A 19,095-nucleotide genomic window follows, 5' to 3' on the forward strand; every position below is an offset into this window, starting at 1 on the left:
CCCCGCAGTATAGGATTTTATCCCATTACAGTGCCATACGCGCTTGCAAACAAGGAAGATTGTTCCAATACTGCGGCTGTAGGGAAATTTGATCCCGGTTAATGGAGACTTCAGGAATGCCTGTCCGCCTCGACGACATGGATCGGAAAATCCTCACCGAACTGCAGGAGGATGCAGGCCAGTCGCTGGACGAGATCGCCCGCAAGGTGGGGTCTTCCAAGACGCCGGTGTGGAATCGCATCCGCAAGCTGCGCGAGCAGGGGGTGATCATGCGGCAGACGGTGATCCTCGACCCCGAGGCGCTGGGGCTGGAGGCCTGCTTCTTCGTGCTGATCCGCACCTCGGAACACGAGGCGGTCTGGCAGCAGAAATTCCTGCACGCCCTGCGCGAGCGCCCCGAGGTGCTGGAGGCGCACCGGCTGGCGGGCGACATCGACTATATCCTGAAGGTCCGGGTGAAGAACGCGCGGGCCTACGACACGTTCTATCAGGCGTTGATTTCCGAGGTGCGCATCTACAACGTGACCGCGCTGCTGTCGATGGAAGAGATCAAGTCCACTACCCTGCTGCCGCTCTGACGGCGGGAAAAGGGGGGCGCTGCCCCCGCCCGTTCCGGGCGCCCCCGGAGTAGTTTTGCCAAGAAGAAATGGCTCGGCGCGGGTCAGGCCGGATCGACTCGCAGGGCCTCAAGCCCATGAAAATGATAGACATTACCATATTTTGGCTTGCCCGCCAGCCGCAGCCCCGGCCGCCGCGCGAAGAGGATCGGCAGCGCGGTCTGCAGTTCCAGCCGGGCGAGCGGAGCGCCGACGCAGAAGTGCAGGCCGACGCCGAAGCTGAGGTTGGGCTTGGCCAGGCGCGCGGGGTCGAACACCGCCGGACGCTCGAACATGCCGGGGTCGCGGTTCGCGGCGGCCAGCAGGCAGGCGACCTCCTCGCCCTTGCGGAAGGTGTGGCCCATCACCTCGACGTCGTCATAGGCGTGGCGCGTGAAGAGGTGCAGCGGCGGGTCAAAGCGCAACACCTCCTCCAGCGTCGCCTCGATCCGGTCGGGGGCAAGGGCGGCGGGCGGGATCTTCTGTTCCAGCAGCGTCTTCACCGCGATGCCGAGCGAATGCACCGTCGCCTCATGCCCCGCGTTCAAGAGCAGGATGCAGGTGGTGATCAACTCGTCGGTCGTGAGTTTCTCGCCCTCCTCCTCGGCGGCGATCAGCCGGGTGATCAGGTCGTCGGCCGGGCGGGCGCGGCGTTCCTCGACGTAACCCCGCATGAACGCAGCGAAATCCCGCGCGGCAGCGGCGGCGGCATCCTCCATCGCACGGCTGCGGCGAGCCTGATACATGCCCACCATCGCGTTCGACCAGTCCAGCAGGTCGTCGGCCATGCTTTCGGGCACGCCCAGCAGGCGGGCGATGACGATCACCGGGATCAGCCGCGCGAAGGCGGGCATCAGGTCGAAGTCATCCGCCGGAAAGCGGTCGATCAGGTCGTGCGACAGCGCCGCGATCTCGGGCGCCATCGCGGCGATCCGGCGCGACGTGAAGGCGCGCAGCACGAGGCTGCGCAACCGGGTGTGGCGCGGCGGCTCCAGTTCCAGCATGGAATGGGCTTCGACCGCGTAGAAGGGCGCGACGTGGTCGGGGACGGGTTTGCGTTTGGCTTCAGGCACTTCGCGACCGAACCTGCGATCGCGCAGGATCGCGTTGACCGCCGCGTAGGACAGCGCGCAGGGCAGCCCGTAGTCTTCCCACCAGATCAGGCCGCCCAGCGCGCGGGCGCGTTCGTAGAAGCCGTAGGGGTTCTGCACGAAGGCCGGGTCGGTCGGCGCCTGGGCGATCCGCGGCAGCGTCATCACAGCAGCGCGCCATCCGCGCCGATCCGGGTCTTGCCGCCAAGGTAGGGGTGCAGCGCCACGGGCAGATTGACCGAGCCATCGGCCTGCTGGCCGTTTTCCAGCACCGCGATCAGACACCGTCCGACCGCAAGGCCGGACCCGTTAAGCGTATGAACAAACTCGGGTTTTCCACCCGCCGGGCGGTAGCGGGCATTCATCCGGCGGGCCTGGAAATCGCCGCAGACCGAGACCGAGGAAATCTCGCGGTAGGTGTTCTGGCCGGGCAGCCAGACCTCGAGGTCATGCGTTTTCGTGGCGCCGAAGCCCATGTCGCCGGTGCACAGCACGATGGTGCGGTAGGGCAGGCCCAGCTTTTGCAGGATCGCCTCGGCGCAAGCGGTCATCCGTTCGTGTTCGGCGAGGCTGGCCTCGGGCGTGGTGATGGAGACCATCTCGACCTTCTCGAACTGGTGCTGGCGCAGCATGCCCGAGGTGTCCTTGCCGGCCGATCCGGCCTCGGAGCGGAAGCACTGGGTCAGCGCGGTCATCCGCACAGGCAGTTGGGATTCCTCAAGAATCTCGCCCGCCACGGTGTTGGTCAGGGTCACTTCCGAGGTCGGGATCAGCCACCAGCCGTTGGTGGTCTGATAGCTGTCCTCGGCGAATTTCGGCAACTGGTTGGTGCCATACATCGCGTCCTGCTTGACCAGAACCGGGGTCCAGGTCTCGGTCAGCCCATGCTCGGTGATGTGGGTGTCGAGCATGAACTGGCCGAGCGCGCGGTGGACGCGCAGCACCGCGCCACGCAGCACCACAAAGCGGCTGCCCGAGAGCTTGGCCGCCGTCGCGAAATCCATGCCGGGTTTGACGCCTTGAATTTCAAAGTGTTCCTTGGGCGCGAAGGAGAGGGCGCGGGGGGTGCCCCAGCGCCGCAACTCGACGTTCTGCGCCTCGTCGGTGCCGTCCGGCACCTCGGCACGCGGCATGTTCGGGATCGTCAGCAAGAGGTCGCGCAGCCGCGTTTCTTCGGCGGCAGCTTCCTCGGTCACTCGGGTGATCTCGGCCTTCTGGTCGGCCACGAGCGCGCGAAGCCGTTGGAATTCCGTATCATTTCCGGCCGCCTTGGCGGCGCCGACCGCCTTGGAGGCGGCGTTCTGTGCGGCCTGCGCAGTCTCGGCGGCGAGGATTTTCGCCCTCCGTGCCTCGTCGATGGCCAGCACCTCGGGCGACAGCGGCGCCAGGCCCCGACGGGCCAGCGCGGCGTCGAAGGCGGCGGGGTTGTCGCGGATGGCGCGGATGTCGTGCATGTCTCACCTCGTGGCTTGCGCCCTGATATGCCCGATTGCGGGGGCGGAGGGAAGCCCGTGGCTGGGCGGGTGCCAAGCCCTTGGTGGGGCTGGAAAATCGAGGCACCGAAACAGCACCGATCTTGCACCGATTTTGCACCGATGCAGACACCGCTCGGCCCGAGGGCGGCGAGTCGGATTGCCGAGCCCGGTTAACCCGATCGCAACCCGGCGCGGCGAGGATGGGGGGCGGGGCTGCACGGACCCCGGCTTCCGGAGCGACACATGGCCATCTTCCACAGCATCCTGCTGCTGCTCGCCCCTTGGGGGTGGATCGGGGTGCACGGCCGTGCCGCGGTCGCGCGGTTCTGCCTCCCGCGCCCGGCCCGCCCGGTCCTGCGCGCGTTGGCCGGGCCCATCGCAGCCATCGCGCAGGGCCCGCCCTAGTCGCCGTTGAGGTCGTCAAACCTCCGGCCATGTTTGATCAGGTCCGACAGGATCGGCGGCGGCGACCAGATCGCGGGCGCCGCGGGGGCGAGCGCGGCCAGTTCGGTGCGCACCTGCAGGAGGCCGATCAGGTCGGCCGCCTTCATCGGGCCGCCGCGCCAGCGCGGGAAGGCGTAGCCTGCCAGCATCACCACGTCGATGTCGGACGGGCGCAGCGCGATGCCCTCTTCGGCGATCCGCGCACCTTCGGCGATCATCGCCAGCAGGCAGCGGCGCACGATCTCGTCGTCGGGGATCGCGCGGGGGATGATGCCCTTGCGCGCGCGCTCCTCGGCGATGAGGGCGAGCACACTGGGGTCGCGGCGCCCACCGCGGGTGCCCTCGGGGTAGATGTACCAGCCCGCGCCGGTCTTCTGGCCGAACAGGCCCGCCTCGCACAGCCGGTCGGCGATGGCGACATAGCGCGCCTCGGGGTCGCGGAGGGGCGCCAGCCGCTTGCGCCGGGCCCAGGAAATGTCGAGCCCGGTGCGGTCGGCCAGTTCGTAGGGGCCGAGCGGGAAGCCGAAATCGCGCATCGCGGCATCGACGTCGTAGGGCGACGCGCCATCCTCGACGGTGATGTCGGCGGCGGTGCGGTAGGCGGTCAGGATGCGGTTGCCGATGAAGCCGTCGCAGACCCCGGCGCGCACCGCCGTCTTGCCCATCCGCTGCGCCAGCGCGAAGCCGGTGGCGACGGCATCGGGCGCGGTTTCGGCGCCCACGATCACCTCGACCAGCCGCATGATGTTGGCGGGCGAGAAGAAGTGCAGGCCAATCACGTCGGCGGGCCGCGAGGTGACGCGGGCCAGCACGTTGACGTCGAGATAGGAGGTGTTGGTGGCCAAGAGCGCGCCGGGTTTCAGGATCGGGTCGAGACGGCGGAAGAGGTCGGCCTTGAGCGCCTCATCCTCGGGGACCGCCTCGATCACCAGATCGGCGGCGGCCAGCGCGGCAAGGTCGGTGGACCCCGACAGGCGGGCCCAGTCGGCGTCGCGCCGCTCGGGCTTGAGCTTGCCCTTGGTGACGGCGGCCTCGTGGATGGTGGCGACACGTTCGAGCCCGGCGGCCAAGGCGTCGCGATCGCGTTCGACCAAGGTGGCGGTCAGGCCCGCGTCGAGCAGGGCGACAAGGATGCCCGCGCCCATCAGCCCGCCGCCGACGACGCCAACATGCCCGATGGTGCGGGGTTTCGCGCCCGCCTCGGGGATTTTCGTGACCCGACGCTCGGCGAGGAAGGCGTGGCGCAGGCCCTTGGCGGCGGGCGAGTCGACCAGATCCCCGAAGGCGGCACGCTCGAAGGAGAGTCCGGCGTTGAAGGGCAACAGCAGCGCCGCCTCGACGCAGTCGATGATGCGGCCGGGGGCGGGCAGGTCGGGGTGCTGCACCGTCGCGCGCGCGGCGGCGATGGCGGCCTCGTAGGCGATGGGGTCGCGGAAGCCCTCGGCGCGGTTGCGGGTGGCCACCGGCGGGTGGCCGGTTCGGGCCAGCGCGGCGGCCAGTTCGGCAGCGAGGTCGAGGGCGGCGGCGGTTACGTCGTCCTCGACCACGCGATCGACCAGACCGAGGGCGAGCGCCTCGGCGGCGCGGATCGGGCGGCCGGTGGTCATCAGCCGCAACGCCGGTTCAGCGCCGATCAGGCGGGGCGCGCGCTGGGTGCCGCCCGCACCGGGCAGCAGGCCGAGCGTGACCTCGGGGAAGCCGATCCGGGCCGAGGCGAGGGCGACGCGGGCGTGACAGGCCAGCGCAAGCTCCAGCCCGCCGCCAAGCGCGGTGCCGTGGATCGCGGCCACCACCGGCTTGGTGCAGGCCTCGACGCGGGCGCAGAGGTCGGGCAGCAAGGGCGGCGCGGACGGCTTGCCGAATTCGCGGATGTCAGCGCCCGCCGGGAAGGTGCGCCGGGCGGCGCGGATCACGATGGCGCGGATGGCGGGGTCGGCCTCGGCCTCGTCCACCGCTTCGGCGAGGGCTGCGCGCAGGGCATGGCCGAGCGCGTTCACCGGCGGGTTGTCGAGGGTGATCAGCGCGGTCCCCTCGTGGTTTTCCCACTCTGCGGCCTGCATCATGTCGGGGGGTCTCCTGTCAGGTCGAGCGCCATGTCGGCGAGGATCGGGATGGCGCGGCCGTAGGCGCGGGCGGTGTCGGGGTTGGAGGCGTTGCCGGTTTCGGCGCGGTGCACGACGCCTTGCAGGATCGCGGCGAGGCGGAAGAAGGCGAAGGCGAGGCCGAAGGTGAAATCCGGCACAGCGGCCAGGCCGCGGCGGGCACAGTAGGTGGCGAGGATGTCGTCTTCCGATGGCAGGCCGAGGGCGGCGCGGTCCAGCCCGCCAAGGCCGCGCATTCCGGCATCGTGCGGCAGGCGAAGCTGCATGCACAGATAGGCGATGTCGGCCAGCGGCGGGCCGAGGGTGGACAGCTCCCAGTCCAGCAGGCCCAGCACACGGGGGGCGTCGGGGGCGAAGATCATGTTGTCGAGCCGGTAATCGCCGTGCACGAGTGCGGGCGGCCCCTCGTCGGGCGGCAGATGGGCGGCGAGCCAGGCGATCAGACGATCCACGCGCGGGTCGGGGGCGGCGATCGAGGCGCGATACTGGCGAGCCCAGCGGTCGCACTGGCGCGCGAAATAGGCGCCGGGGCGGCCGAAATCGGCCAGTCCGAGGGCGGCGGGGTCGAGCGCATGCAGATCGGCCAGGGTTTCGGCCATCGCCATGTAAAGGGGGGCGCGGTCGGCGGGCGCGAGGTCGGGCAGGGCGGGATCCCAGAACAGGCGACCGTCGAGGTAGTCCATCACGAAGAAGGCGCGCCCGAGCGGCGAGGCGTCGTCGGTGGCCAGCGCGATCATCCGGGGCACCGGCACCGCCGTTCCGGCCAGCGCCGCCATGACGCGGTATTCCCGTTCGACCTGATGCGCCGAGGCCAGCAGCGGGCCGGGCGGCTTCATGCGCAGCACGAGGGGTGCACCGCCGTGGTCGAGCCGCCAGGTCGGGTTGGACTGGCCGCCGGGAAATTTGCGCAGCCGAACCGGCGGAACGAGGCTCGGCACATGCGCGCCAAGCCACGGCCCGAGGATTTCCGCGCTGATCTCTGCCCCCGCTCCCATCACTGCATTAACAAGGGCGCACAGAGCTTTGGCAATGGGCAGATTGACAAGCGCCGGGGCGGCTGCTTGGCTTTCCGCCGATCGGAACACGGGGGCTGCGCGATGGAACTGGGACTGAGCGAGCGGGCGCGGCCGATCCATGCCGCGGTCCGGGCGATGGTGGCCGACGAAATCGCGCCGCTGGACGGCGAGTTTCTGGCCGAGGTCGGCAAGGGCGGCGACCGCTGGGCCTTTACCGCGCGGCAGACCGAGATTCTGGAGGGGCTGAAGGGCACCGCGCGCGACCGCGGGCTGTGGAACCTGTGGTGGTCGGGCGACGGCGGGGCCGGGCTGTCCATCGTCGATTACGCCTGGATCGCCGAGGAGATGGGGCGCAGCCATCTGGCGCCCGAGGTGTTCAACTGCAACGCGCCCGATACCGGCAACATGGAGGTGTTGCACCGCTATGGCTCGGCGGCGTTGCAGGCGCGCTGGCTGGCACCGCTGATGGAAGGGCGCATCCGGTCGGCCTATCTGATGACGGAACCGGAGGTGGCTTCCTCCGACGCCACGAACATCGCGATGTCCTGCGTGCGGGAGGGCGACAGCTATGTGCTGAACGGCGAGAAGTGGTGGGCGACCGGGGCGGGCGATCCGCGCTGCGCGGTCCATATCGTGATGGTGCGCACCGCCGGGGACGGCCCGAAACACGCGCGCCATTCGATGATCGTGGTGCCCGCCGACACGCCCGGCATCGAGAAGCTGCGCGCGATGGAGGTTTACGGCCACGACGACGCGCCGCACGGGCACATGCATTTCCGCTATCGCGATGTGCGGGTGCCGGTGGACAGTCTGCTGCTGGGCGAGGGGCGGGGGTTCGAGATCGCCCAAGGCAGGCTGGGGCCGGGGCGCATCCACCATTGCATGCGGGCGATCGGGCAGGCGGAATTCGCGCTGGCCCTGATGTGTCGGCGGTCACTGGTGCGCGAGGCGTTCGGCAAGCCGCTGGCGCAACTGGGTGCCAACCTCGACCACATCGCCGAGGCGCGGATGGAGATCGAGCAGGCGCGGCTGTTGTGCCTGAAGGCGGCCTGGATGATGGACCAGGGCGACGCCAGGGCGGCGGCGCCGTGGATCAGTATGGTGAAGGTGGTGGCGCCCGCGGTGGCACTGAAGGTGACGGATCAGGCGGTGCAGATGTTCGGCGCGGCAGGCGTCAGCCAAGATACGCCGCTGGCGCGGCAATGGACGCATCTGCGCACCCTGCGGCTGGCCGACGGGCCGGATGCGGTGCACCGCCGACAGGTCGCGCGGGCGGAACTGGCGCGCCACACGAACGGGTAGGGCCTGGCCGCTAGGGCTCAGACCGCGAGGTTGTCGAACAGCGCCTCGATCGCCTCGTCATCCTGGGGGGCCCTGGTCGGCGGCAGGATCGCCGACAGTTCCAGCATCTCGGCCAGAAGCCGGGCGAGACGGGGGTCGGCGGGCATCGGCGCCGGGGTGGCGCGATCAAAGCGGGTCTGGTCGGTGTGGGTCATCGGAGTCTCCGTCGCCTCAGGGGGCGCAGTTGCTGCAAAACGGCGTGTAGGGAAGCACGTCCAGCCGGGCATTCTCGATCGCGGCGCCGCAGGTCGCGCAGTAGCCATATTCGCCGCCGTCGATCCGCTTCAGCGCGGCCTCGATCATGCGGATTTCCTGCTTGCCGGAATTGCCCATGCCTTCCAGCACCTCGTCGCTTTCGCGTTCGGCGGCCAACTCTTCCCAGTCCTTGGAATTATGGGTGTCAAGCTCGCTGTCGATGGAGGCCAGACGGCGCGTCAGGTCGTCGAGGCGGGCCTGAAGCTGGGCCTTGCGGGCGGCAATGGTCGTCATGGACGTCTCCCTTGGGTTCCGGCATTCTAGGCGCGCGGGACGGATGCCACCTTGACGCAGGTCAAACCGGCGCGTGACCCGAAATGGATGATATTCCAATGTTGATATATGTTCGGTGCGCGCCATATTGAGGCCCAGCACAGCACCCAGAGGGGGAAACCCATGGCACCCGACGTCAAGGCATTCTTCGACACCGCGACCAACACGATCACCTATGTCGTGCGCGATCCCGCTGGCACCCATTGCGCGGTGATCGATTCGGTGCTGGATTTCGACTATGCCTCGGGGCGCACCGATACGAGGTCGGCCGACGCCGTGATCGACTGGGTAACGGCCGAGGGGCTGACGATCGACTGGATTCTGGAAACCCACGTCCACGCCGACCACCTTTCCGCCGCGCCCTACATTCAGGAGCGTGTGGGCGGCAGGATCGGCATCGGCGACCGCATCACCGTGGTGCAGGAGACGTTCGGGAAGATTTTCAACGAGGGCACCCGGTTTCAGCGTGACGGCAGCCAGTTCGACCAGTTGTTCAAGGAAGGCGACAGCCTGCACATCGGCCAGATGCGCGCCGACGTGCTGCACACGCCGGGCCATACGCCGGCCTGCCTGACCTATGTCATCGGCGATGCGGCCTTCGTGGGCGACACGCTGTTCATGCCCGATTTCGGTACCGCGCGCTGCGATTTCCCCGGCGGTTCGGCGGAGACCCTGTTCGAAAGCGTGCAGAAGATCCTGACCCTGCCCGACGCGACGCGCATTTTCGTCGGTCACGACTACAAGGCCCCGGGGCGTGACGAATTCGCCTGGGAAACCACGGTCGCGGAAGAGAAGGCGCGCAACGTCCATCTGGCCGGGCGGGCCAAGGACGAGTTCGTCAAGCTGCGGCAGGCGCGCGACGCGACGCTGGCGATGCCGCGGCTGATCGTGCCGTCGTTGCAGGTGAACATGCGCGCGGGCCAGATGCCGGAACCCGAAGACAACGGCGTGAGCTACCTCAAGGTGCCGATCAACGGATTGTGAGGTCCCTTTCCCCCGGCGCCGCGCGCGGCTAGGATCGCGCCCGCTGCGGCAGGGGCCGGGCAAAGCCGAGGGATCACGCATGGACATCCGCCCGATCACCGACAGTTACGCCGTTTCGCCGCAGATCGACCCCGCTGATGTGATGGCGATCCGCGCCGCGGGCTACGTCACCGTGATCAACAACCGCCCCGATGCCGAGATCCCGCCGGATCGGCAGTCCGCCGCCGTCCGCGCCGCGGTCGAGGCGGCGGGGATGACCTTCATCGACAACCCGCTGAGCCACGGCAACCTGACCGAAGACATCATCGCCATTCAGCGCGCGGCCATCGCCGACTCGCCCGGCCCGGTTTTCGCCTATTGCGCCTCGGGCAACCGCTGTTCGATCCTCTGGGCGCTGTCGCAGGCGGGCGCGCGCCCGGTGGACGAGCTGATCGGGCTGCCGGCGCGCTTTGGCTATCAACTGGGCGGCCTGCGTCCGCAACTGGAAGCGCGCGCGGCCGAGAGGGGCTAAGGCGGGATGACGGCCGGGGCAGAGGCACAAGACGCCCCGGCGCGGGCGGGACGCCGGGCGCGGCTGAAGGCCCCCGACGCGCTGCGGCTCGACGCGCTCGAGGCGCGGGCCAGCGGCGCCTTCCGCACGGCGGGACTGCTCAACATCGTCACCGGCGCGCTCTGGCCGGTGCAGGCGGCGGTTGTCGCGGCGCTGGTCGCCGGGTGGTCGGACGGGCGTGCGACGGCGGCCGCCGCGCTGGAGGCCGCGCTGGCGTTCGTGCTGTTGGCGGCGCCGCGGGCACTGTTGGATCACCGCGCCGGGGCGGTGGTCTTCGACGCTGCTGACAGCGTGGTGGCCGCCGAACGCGCGACGGTGCTGGCGCGTGAAAGCCGCCGCGCGGGGGGCGGCCCGGCCTCGGCCGAGGTGGGTGCGCTGATGGCGCAAAAGCTGCCGATGCTGCTGCCCTACCTCACCCGCTACCGTCCGGCGCAGCTTCGCGCGGGGGTGCTGCCGATCCTGATCCTGATCATCACCGCGTGGTTTTCCTGGGCGGCGGCGCTGGTGCTGCTGGTCGCGGGGCCGCTGATCCCGGTGTTCATGGCGCTGATCGGCATCGCCGCGAAAGAGGCGAGCCAGAAGCAGATGGCCGAGATCGGCGATCTGAATACGCTGCTGATGGACCGGCTGGGGGCCTTGGTCGACATCCGCCTGCTCGACGCGGGCGAACGCACCGCGCGCGATTTCGAGGCGCGCGCCGAAGGCTTGCGCGCCCGCGCGATGGTGGTGCTGCGGATCGCCTTCCTGTCTTCGACCGTGCTGGAACTGTTCGCGGCGCTCGGCGTGGCGATGATCGCGGTCTATGTCGGCTTTTCGCTGCTGGGCGCGATCCGGTTCGGCACCTGGGGCGCGCCGCTGAGCCTGGGCGAGGGCATCTTCCTGCTGCTGCTGGCGCCGGACTATTTCCAGCCGCTGCGCGATGTGGCGGCCGCCTGGCACGACCGGGCGCAGGCGCTGGCGGTGGCGGGCGAACTGGCCGAAGCAGAGGCCGGGGCGCCGGTGGCGGCGCTGGGGTCGGGGACTGCCGCGGCGGCGCTGCCGGGGGCGGCGGTGATCGCGCTCCGCAGCGCCGTGGTGCAGCGCGGCACGCGGAGGGTGCGGCTGCCCGACCTGAGCCTGGCGCCGGGCGACCGGATCGCGGTGACGGGGCCGAGCGGGGCGGGGAAATCGACGCTGCTGGCGGCGCTGGCGGGGCTGGTGCCGCTGGCGTCGGGCACCTTGAACGTGGCCGGTGTGGCGCTGAGCGAGGACACCGCCGACGGCTGGCGCGCGCGTCTGGCCTGGGTCGGGCAAGCGCCGCATTTCCTCGACCGGACCCTGGGCGAAAACCTCGACCTGCGCAGGCTTGGCGCCGACCTTGGCCCGGCGCTGGCGGCGGCGCAGGCCGAGGGCGTGGTGGCGACGCTGCCCGGTGGGCTGGCGACGCGGCTGGGCGAGACCGGCGGCGGCATCTCGGGCGGCGAGGCGCGGCGGCTGATGCTGGCGCGCGCCTTCGCCGCCAACCCCGAGGTGCTGCTGGCCGACGAGCCCACCGCCGACCTTGACCGCGAGACGGCGGACGCGGTGACGGCGGCGCTGATGGCGCTGAGCGCGCACGGCGTGACGCTGGTGGTGGCGACGCATGACCCGATGCTGATCGCGGCGCTTGGGCGCGAGGTCAGGGTATGAGCGCGCTTGGGCAGGTCTGGCGGCAGATCGCGCGGGCGCGGCCGGGCACGCTGGCGCTGGGCGCAGCCTTGCAGGTGCTGGTGCTGGCCTCGGGCGCGGCGCTGCTGGGCCTGTCGGGCTGGTTCATCACTGCGGCGGGCGCGGCCGGTCTGGCGGGCGCGGGGCTGGTCTTCAATGTCTTCGGTCCCAGCGCCGGGGTGCGGGCGCTGGCGCTGGGCCGCACCGCGGGCCGCTATGGCGAGCGGCTCTTGACGCATGACGCGACGTTGCGCGCGCTGGCCGCGCTGCGCGTCGATCTGCTGCGGCGGCAGGCGCGGGCGGGGCTGGACGCGATGCTGCGGTTGCGCGGGGCGGTGGCGCTGAACCGGATGACGGCGGATGTCGATGCGCTCGATGGGGTGGCGCTGCGGCTGGTCTTGCCGCTGATCAGCGCGGCGGCGGTGCTGGCGCTGGCGGCGCTGCTGTTGTGGCTCGACGTGGCGGCGGGGGTGGCGCTGTGGGTCACCGGGGCCTTCGTGCTGGCGGGCGGCGCGGTGCTCTGGCTCACCGCGCGGGCGGGCCGGGCGCCGTCGGTGGCGTCCGAGCAAGCGGGGCAGGCGCTGCGGCGCGAGGTCATCGACCTTGTCCGCGCGCGGACCGAGCTGATCGTGCACGGCCGGATGGCGGATCAGCGCGCCCTGGTGCAGGCGCGCGATGATCAGGCGCGGGCGGCCACGCGCGCGCTGGACCGGGTCGACCGCGGTGCCGGGCTGGCGCTCGCGCTGGTGGCGGCGGCGGCCTTTGGCGGGGCGATGGCGCTGGGCGGCGGGCTGGTGGCGGCGGGAACGATCAGTGCGGCGCAGGCGGCGCTGGGGATGTTCGTGGCGCTGGCGCTGGCCGAAATCACACCGGCGCTGCGGCGGGGCATGGCCGAGCTTGGCCGGATGCAGGATGCCGCCGGGCGGGTGGTCGAGGGCGCGGGGGCGGCTGACGCGGCGGCGAAACCGGCGCCCGGCGCGGCATCGGGCGGGCTGGTGGTGGACGGGTTGACCTATCGCCGCCCCGGCGCGGCGCGACCGGTCTTTGCCGGGCTCTCGCTCTCGGTCGCGCCCGGCGAAACCGTCGCCGTCGCGGGGCCGAGCGGCACCGGGAAATCGACGCTGCTCTTTGTGCTGGCCGGGATGATCGCGCCCCAGGCGGGGCGGGTGACGGTGGCGGGAACCGCGCTCGACGCGCTGCCCGAGGCGGATCTGCGCGCCCGCCTGACGCTGTTGCCGCAGCGCACCGCGCTGGTGGCGGGGACGGTGTGGGACAACCTCGCGCTCGCCCGCGACGGGGTGACCGAGGCCGAGGCCTGGGCCGCGCTGGCGGCCGCCGCACTGGCCGACACGATCCGCGACAAGGGCGGGCTGGAGGCCCGGTTGGGCGAGGGCGGCGCGGGCCTGTCGGGCGGCGAGGCGCGCAGGCTGGCGCTGGCGCGGGCGCTGCTGCGGCGGCCCGTCATCCTGCTGCTGGACGAGCCGACCGAGGGGCTGGACCCCGAAACCGCGCAACAGGTGCTGGCGGGCATCCGCGCCGCGCTGCCCGAGGCCGCGATTCTGACCGTCTCGCATCGCGCGGCCGAACTGGGCTGGGCCGACCGGGTGATCCGCCTGATCTGACCCGGCCAGGATGCCGCAGGCTTTGGCCCGGAAATACCTGCGGCAAAGATGCGCAATTGATCCCGATCAAATGCCCAGTGCGCCAAAGCGCCTATACCGAACGCCATAACGTGAGTCGCCGGGACATGTTTCTGGCGCCGGTGGAGCCGAAAACATGGACATCAGCCTGATCGAACTGTCACGCTTTCAATTCGCGATGACGGCGCTTTACCACTTTCTCTTCGTGCCGCTGACGCTGGGCCTGTCGCTCATCGTCGCGATCATGGAAACGGTCTACGTCATGACCAACCGCCCGGTGTGGCGCCAGATGGTCAAGTTCTGGGGCACCCTGTTCGGGATCAACTTCGTCCTGGGCGTCGCCACCGGCCTGACGATGGAATTCCAGTTCGGCATGAACTGGAGCTACTACAGCCAGTATGTCGGTGACATCTTCGGCGCGCCGCTGGCCATCGAGGGCCTGATGGCCTTCTTCCTCGAAGCCACCTTCGTGGGGCTGTTCTTCTTCGGCTGGGACAAGCTGAGCCAGCGCGGCCACCTGACGGTGACCTGGCTGGTCGCGATCGGCTCGAACTTCTCGGCGCTGTGGATCCTGATCGCCAACGGCTGGATGCAGCACCCGGTCGGCGCCGTCTTCAACCCGGTCTCGATGCGGATGGAGATGACGAGTTTCTTTGACGTCCTGTTCAACGAAGTGGCGCAGGCCAAGTTCGTGCACACCGTCTCGGCGGGCTATGTGACGGCCTCGGGCTTCGTGGTCGGCGTGTCGGCCTGGTATCTGCTGAAGGGGCGCCACATCGAGCTGGCCCGCCGGTCGATCGCGGTCGGCTCTGCCTTCGGTCTTGCCGCCTCGCTGTCGGTCGTCCTGCTAGGCGACGAAAGCGGCTACAACGCCGGCATGAGCCAGAAGATGAAACTGGCCGCCATCGAGGCCATGTGGGAAACGGAACCCGCGCCGGCCGCCTTCACCGCCTTCGGCATCCCGAACCAGAAGACGCATGAAACCGACTGGGCGGTGAAGATTCCGTGGGTAATGGGCCTGATCGGCACCCGGTCGCTTGACACGCAGATCCCCGGCATCAACGATCTGGTGGCGCAAGCAGAGGTGCGGATCAAGTCCGGGCTGGTCGCCTACGACGCGCTGATGACCTACCGCGCCGACAAGGGTAACGTGCCCGCAGACGTCAAGCAGACCTTCGAGGATCACTCGGCCGACCTTGGCTATGCGTTCCTGCTGAAGAAATACGTCGACGATCCGCGCACCGCGACGCCAGATCAGATCAAGGCGGCGGCGAACGACACGGTGCCGGTGGTCTGGCCGCTGTTCTGGGCCTTCCGTCTGATGGTGGGGCTTGGGCTCTTCTTCATCGTGGGCTTTGCCTACTACTTCTACCGCGCCTCGTTCCGCGGCATGAAGTTCCCGCGCGGTGCGCTGATCTTTGCCCCGCTGGCGATCCCGCTGCCCTGGATCGCGGCGGAACTGGGCTGGTTCGTGGCCGAGTTTGGCCGCCAGCCCTGGACGGTGGACGGCGTGCTGCCCACCGCGATGTCGGTCAGCCACCTGTCGGTCACCGACCTCTTGCTGACCATCGCGGGCTTTGCGACCTTCTACACGGTGCTCTTCATCGTCGAGATGGGGCTGACGGTGAAATACATCCGCAAGGGCCCCTATCAGGACGTGGAAGAGACCAACAAGTGGATGGCCGTGCACGAACACCGCCTGCGCACCCATGACGGCAAGGTTCCCTTTGCCACCCCCGCGGAGTAACCGACATGATCCTGCATGACCTCATCTCTCTCGACGTGCTGCGCGTCATCTGGTGGCTGCTGCTGGGCGTGCTGCTCACCGGTTTCGCGCTGACCGACGGGTTCGACCTTGGCGTCGGCACGCTGCTGCCCTTCGTCGGCAAGACCGACCTTGAGCGCCGCGTGGCGATCAACACCGTCGGCCCGGTCTGGGAAGGCAACCAGGTCTGGTTCATCCTCGGCGGCGGGGCGATCTTCGCGGCCTGGCCACCGCTCTACGCGGTCAGCTTCTCGGGCTTCTACCTCGCGATGTTCGTGGTGCTGGCGGCGCTGATCCTGCGGCCTGTCGGCTTCAAGTACCGCTCCAAGCGCGACGGGGCGACCTGGCGCGAGGTCTGGGACTGGGCACTGTTCGTCGGCGGCGCGGTGCCCGCGCTGATCTTCGGCGTGGCGATGGGCAACGTGATCGAGGGTGTTCCCTTCCACTTCAACGACGACCTGATGTCGATCTACGAAGGCACGTTCTTCGGCCTCCTGAACCCCTTCGCGCTCTTGGCGGGTGTGGTGTCGCTGGCGATGCTGACGACCCACGGCGCCGCCTGGCTGGCGCTGAAGGCCGAGGGGCCGGTGGCGGCGCGGGCGCGGGCGATCGGGTCGGTGACCGGACTGGTGGCGGCGGCGGGCTATGTGCTGGCCGGGCTCTGGCTCGCCTATGGCCTCACCGGCTATCATCTGGTCGGCGCTGCGGCGGCGAACCTCGACTCCAACCCGTTCCTGACCGAGGCCGCGAAGGGCGGCAGCTGGATGGCGGCCTATGACACGCGGCCCTGGATCATCGCGGCGCCGGTGCTGGGCGTGGTGGGGATGCTGATGGCCGCGCTCGGCCTGCGCTCGCGCCGCGAGGTGTCGACCCTGCTGTGGTCGAAGCTTGGCATCATCGGCGTGATCTCGTCGGTTGGCCTCACGATGTTCCCCTTCATCCTGCCCTCCTCGACCGATCCGAAATCCTCGCTGACGGTGTGGAACGCCTCGTCCTCGCAGATGACGCTGTTCGTGATGCTGGTCTCGGCGGTGATCTTCGTGCCGATCATTCTGGCCTACACCGCCTGGGTCTATTCCGTGCTCTGGGGCAAGGTCACCGAAGCCGACGTGGCCGAACACAGCCACAGCAATTATTGAGAAAGGAACCTGAACATGTGGTACTTCGCCTGGTTGCTGGGTCTGCCGTTGGCGGCTGGTTTCGCCGTCGTGAACGCGATGTGGCTTGAGATGCAGCAGGACGCGGTCATGTCGCAAGAGCGCAAACCCGCGCCGAACAAGCGGCGCTGATCAGCGCCCGACTTCCGCGCGCAACGTGAAAATCAGCGCCTCGGCGGCGTCGGCCACCGGGGCGCTGAGGCTTTCGCCGGGGCTGAAATTGCCGCCCTCGATGCCGTGCACGGTCAGCGCGGGCGGCAAAAGCCCCAGCGCGCGGGCGGTTTCGACCGCCTCCGCCAGCCCGAAGCGGTGGGTGGAGTAGTGGAAGAACTCCGCCGGGATCGGGCTGGCGATCGCGTCCAGCGTGGCGCGGGTTCCCGGCGGCGCGCCCGACCGGGTGGCGTCGATCAGCACCAGATGCCGCGCCTCGGCCATCGCGTCGATGATGCCGCAGCCGTCACCCGCATGGACGCGCGCGTTCAGCCCAAGCGCCGCCAGCCGGTCCGCCACGAACGGCCCCACACCGTCATCCGAGCGCAGCGCGTTGCCGATGCCGAGGATCAGCAGATCCGCCAAAGCCGCGCCCCCCCCCCTCTTCCGTTGTCAAATATCCCACGGGGGTGCGGGGGGTGTGAAACCCCCGCCTGCCCGGCCTCAGTCACGCTCGACCGTCAGTTTCAGGAAATGCGTCGCGCAGGAAATGCAGGGGTCGTAGTTGCGGATCGTCTGTTCACAGCGCACCTTCAGCGCGTGTTCGCCCAGATCCAGGCTTTCGGTCACCACCCGCCGCAGGTCGACCTCAATCTGCGGCTGGTTCTGCGAGGTCGGCGGCACGATCTGCGCGTGGGTGATGCGGCCATCGTCGCCCAGACTGTAGGTGTGGTAGCAGATGCCGCGCGGCGCCTCGGTGCAGGCGTGGCCGATGCCGGCGCGGGCCGGACCCGCGACGAAGGACGGCACCGGGGGCACGTAGGCGCGGATCAGGCGGGCGGCTTCCTCGCAGGCGTATTGCACCTCGACCATGCGCACGAGGATCGACTTGAACGGGTTGGGTTCCACCTCGCCTAGCCCGGCGTCGTGGGCCGTCGCTTGCGCGGTGGGCGACAGGCGGGCGAAGTTGTTGGCATAGCGCGCCAGCGGCCCGACCAGATAGGTCGAGCCATCGCGCATCCGGCCCTGCAGCGCGTTCGAGCGGGCGACGTGTTCCTCGACGAATTGGGCGTTGAACTCGGCGGGCGCGATGTCCAGCCCCCGGCTTGACCCGATGCGGCCTTCGGCGATCGGGTAGACCTCGGGGTGGATCAGCGAGACGAAGTGGTAATCGCCGGTGTCATCGGGAAAATCGAAGGCCGCGAAGGCCAGCGTCAGGTCGCGCGCGGCCTGCGCGCCCCAATCCAGTTCCGGCAGCAGCGCCTCCAGCGCCGCGCGTTCGGGCGCGCGGTAAAAGCCGCCGACGCGGGTGTTGACCGGGTGGACGGATCGCCCGCCGACCGCCTCCATCAGCGAATTGCCGATCTTCTTCAGCCGCAGCGCCTTGCGCACCACCTCGGGATGGGTCTGCGCGATCTGGATCGCATCGTCGAGGCCGAGGAAATCGGGCGCATGCAGCATTGCCGCGTGCAGCACATGGCTTTGAATCCACTCGCCGCAGTAAAGGATGCGCCGCAGCGCGTGAATTTCCGGGGTGACGGTCAGGCCCAAGGCCATCTCCATCGCCTGAGACGCGCTCATGACATAGGCGATCGGGCAGATGCCGCAGATGCGGCTGGTGATGTCGGGCGCCTCGTGCGCGTCACGCCCCACGAGGAACGCCTCGAAGAAGCGCGGCGGCTCGAAGATGCGGAACTCGACCTTGTCGACCGCGCCGCCGGTGACCTTGACGTAAAGCGCCCCTTCGCCCTCGACCCGCGCCAATGCATCGACCTGGATGACGCGCTCAGTCATGATTTTGGCAGTCATGGCGCTGGCTCTCCGCCTTGAAGTCGGGGGCCGCGGCGTTGAAGCTGCGGTAAAGGTCGCGGATTTGCCGCGGTTGCTGGCCGAGGGCCGCCAGATGCGCCGACAGCGCCACCGTGTTCGGCGCCTCTTTCGGCCCGAAGCAGCCATAGCAGCCGCGCCCGACCGAGGGGCAAAGGTTGCCGCACCCGGCTTGGGTCACCGGGCCGAGGCAGGGGATGCCCTGCGCGACCGTCACGCAGACGGTGCCCTTGGCTTTGCATTCGGTGCATTGCGAGGTCTTCGGCACATGCGGCTTGCGGCCCGCGAGGGTGGCGGAGATCAGCTCCAGCAACTGATGCTTGGACACCGGGCAGCCGCGCAGTTCAAAATCCACCTTCACATGGTCCGAGATCGCGGTGGAGGTGGCGAGGGTCGAGATATAGTCCGGGTGGGCATAGACCATCCGAGTATATTCTTCGACATCGGCGAAGTTGCGCAAGGACTGGATGCCGCCCGCGGTGGCACAGGCGCCGATGGTGATCAGCGCCTTCGACTGCGCGCGGATCTCGCGGATGCGTTCGGCGTCATGCGGGGTGGTGATCGAGCCCTCGACCAGCGACAGGTCGAACGGGCCCTCGACCGAGGCCGAGGTGGCCTCAAGAAACTGGGCGATCTCGACCGCGCCCGCGATCTCCAGCAACTCGTCCTCGCAGTCGAGCAGGGTCAACTGGCAGCCATCGCACGAGGCGAATTTCCAGACGGCGAGCTTCGGTTTGGCCATG

18 protein-coding genes are annotated in these 19,095 nt (G+C 69.4%); 9 read left to right on the forward strand and 9 right to left on the reverse strand.

The window, feature by feature from the left end:
• Positions 1-116 precede the first annotated feature (116 nt).
• The gene (locus AC11WY_RS08045; RefSeq protein ID WP_482924252.1) at positions 117-578 is read left to right on the forward strand and encodes an Lrp/AsnC family transcriptional regulator; all 462 of its coding nucleotides are present in this window, start codon (positions 117-119) and stop codon (positions 576-578) included.
• Between the two features lie 83 nt (positions 579-661).
• Here AC11WY_RS08045 and AC11WY_RS08050 read toward each other — a convergent pair whose 3' ends face one another.
• From AC11WY_RS08050 to AC11WY_RS08065, 4 genes are all read right to left on the reverse strand, one after another.
• Positions 662-1,852, reverse strand: a complete 1,191-nt coding sequence (locus AC11WY_RS08050; RefSeq protein ID WP_482924254.1) for a cytochrome P450 — start codon at positions 1,850-1,852, stop codon at positions 662-664.
• A complete protein-coding gene (gene serS, locus AC11WY_RS08055; RefSeq protein ID WP_482924256.1) occupies positions 1,852-3,141 on the reverse strand; it encodes a serine--tRNA ligase in 1,290 nt (429 codons plus the stop codon). Before serS ends, AC11WY_RS08050 begins: the two co-directional genes overlap by 1 nt.
• Positions 3,142-3,563: 422 nt before the next feature.
• A complete protein-coding gene (locus AC11WY_RS08060) occupies positions 3,564-5,669 on the reverse strand; it encodes a 3-hydroxyacyl-CoA dehydrogenase NAD-binding domain-containing protein (RefSeq protein ID WP_482924258.1) in 2,106 nt (701 codons plus the stop codon).
• On the reverse strand, positions 5,666-6,703 hold the full coding sequence (locus tag AC11WY_RS08065) for a phosphotransferase family protein (RefSeq protein ID WP_482924260.1): 1,038 nt from the start codon (positions 6,701-6,703) through the stop codon (positions 5,666-5,668). The genes AC11WY_RS08060 and AC11WY_RS08065 overlap by 4 nt, the downstream gene beginning before the upstream one ends.
• 102 nt (positions 6,704-6,805) lie before the next feature.
• On the opposite strand from AC11WY_RS08065, the gene AC11WY_RS08070 reads away from it, so the two are divergent.
• Positions 6,806-8,026, forward strand: a complete 1,221-nt coding sequence (locus tag AC11WY_RS08070) for an acyl-CoA dehydrogenase family protein (protein ID WP_482924262.1) — start codon at positions 6,806-6,808, stop codon at positions 8,024-8,026.
• A 17-nt stretch (positions 8,027-8,043) separates the two neighbouring features.
• Here AC11WY_RS08070 and AC11WY_RS08075 read toward each other — a convergent pair whose 3' ends face one another.
• Both AC11WY_RS08075 and AC11WY_RS08080 read right to left on the reverse strand, forming a co-directional pair.
• Entirely contained in the window at positions 8,044-8,220 is a 177-nt protein-coding gene (locus tag AC11WY_RS08075) for a hypothetical protein (protein WP_482924264.1), read from the reverse strand.
• A 16-nt stretch (positions 8,221-8,236) separates the two neighbouring features.
• Positions 8,237-8,554 carry a TraR/DksA family transcriptional regulator gene (locus AC11WY_RS08080; RefSeq protein WP_482924265.1) on the reverse strand — a complete coding sequence of 106 codons (318 nt, stop codon included), beginning with the start codon at positions 8,552-8,554 and terminating at the stop codon, positions 8,237-8,239.
• Positions 8,555-8,716: 162 nt separating this feature from the next.
• On the opposite strand from AC11WY_RS08080, the gene AC11WY_RS08085 reads away from it, so the two are divergent.
• The 7 genes from AC11WY_RS08085 to cydX all read left to right on the forward strand — a co-directional run bounded on the left by AC11WY_RS08085 (position 8,717) and on the right by cydX (position 16,507).
• A complete protein-coding gene (locus AC11WY_RS08085) occupies positions 8,717-9,577 on the forward strand; it encodes an MBL fold metallo-hydrolase (RefSeq protein ID WP_482924267.1) in 861 nt (286 codons plus the stop codon).
• Between the two features lie 79 nt (positions 9,578-9,656).
• Complete coding sequence (locus AC11WY_RS08090) at positions 9,657-10,088, forward strand: protein tyrosine phosphatase family protein (protein WP_482924269.1); 432 nt, start codon at positions 9,657-9,659, stop codon at positions 10,086-10,088.
• A 6-nt stretch (positions 10,089-10,094) separates the two neighbouring features.
• A complete protein-coding gene (locus tag AC11WY_RS08095; protein WP_482924271.1) occupies positions 10,095-11,795 on the forward strand; it encodes an ABC transporter ATP-binding protein/permease in 1,701 nt (566 codons plus the stop codon).
• Positions 11,792-13,435 (forward strand): thiol reductant ABC exporter subunit CydC, encoded by a 1,644-nt coding sequence (gene cydC, locus AC11WY_RS08100; protein ID WP_482924273.1) that lies wholly within the window; start codon positions 11,792-11,794, stop codon positions 13,433-13,435. The genes AC11WY_RS08095 and cydC overlap by 4 nt, the downstream gene beginning before the upstream one ends.
• Before the next feature lie 154 nt (positions 13,436-13,589).
• A complete protein-coding gene (locus AC11WY_RS08105; RefSeq protein WP_482924274.1) occupies positions 13,590-15,200 on the forward strand; it encodes a cytochrome ubiquinol oxidase subunit I in 1,611 nt (536 codons plus the stop codon).
• A gap of 5 nt (positions 15,201-15,205) precedes the next feature.
• Complete coding sequence (gene cydB, locus AC11WY_RS08110) at positions 15,206-16,357, forward strand: cytochrome d ubiquinol oxidase subunit II (protein WP_482924276.1); 1,152 nt, start codon at positions 15,206-15,208, stop codon at positions 16,355-16,357.
• Positions 16,358-16,372: 15 nt separating this feature from the next.
• The gene (gene cydX / locus AC11WY_RS08115) at positions 16,373-16,507 is read left to right on the forward strand and encodes a cytochrome bd-I oxidase subunit CydX (protein WP_482924278.1); all 135 of its coding nucleotides are present in this window, start codon (positions 16,373-16,375) and stop codon (positions 16,505-16,507) included.
• On the opposite strand, the gene AC11WY_RS08120 is transcribed toward cydX, so the two are convergent.
• The 3 genes from AC11WY_RS08120 to AC11WY_RS08130 form a co-directional block, all read right to left on the reverse strand.
• Positions 16,508-16,951 (reverse strand): hydrogenase maturation protease, encoded by a 444-nt coding sequence (locus AC11WY_RS08120; RefSeq protein WP_482924280.1) that lies wholly within the window; start codon positions 16,949-16,951, stop codon positions 16,508-16,510.
• A 78-nt stretch (positions 16,952-17,029) separates the two neighbouring features.
• Complete coding sequence (locus tag AC11WY_RS08125; protein WP_482924281.1) at positions 17,030-18,334, reverse strand: Ni/Fe hydrogenase subunit alpha; 1,305 nt, start codon at positions 18,332-18,334, stop codon at positions 17,030-17,032.
• Positions 18,312-19,094 carry an NADH-quinone oxidoreductase subunit B family protein gene (locus AC11WY_RS08130; protein ID WP_482924283.1) on the reverse strand — a complete coding sequence of 261 codons (783 nt, stop codon included), beginning with the start codon at positions 19,092-19,094 and terminating at the stop codon, positions 18,312-18,314. The genes AC11WY_RS08125 and AC11WY_RS08130 overlap by 23 nt, the downstream gene beginning before the upstream one ends.
• Position 19,095: the final 1 nt, after the last annotated feature.

The organism is Solirhodobacter sp., from assembly GCF_964715405.1.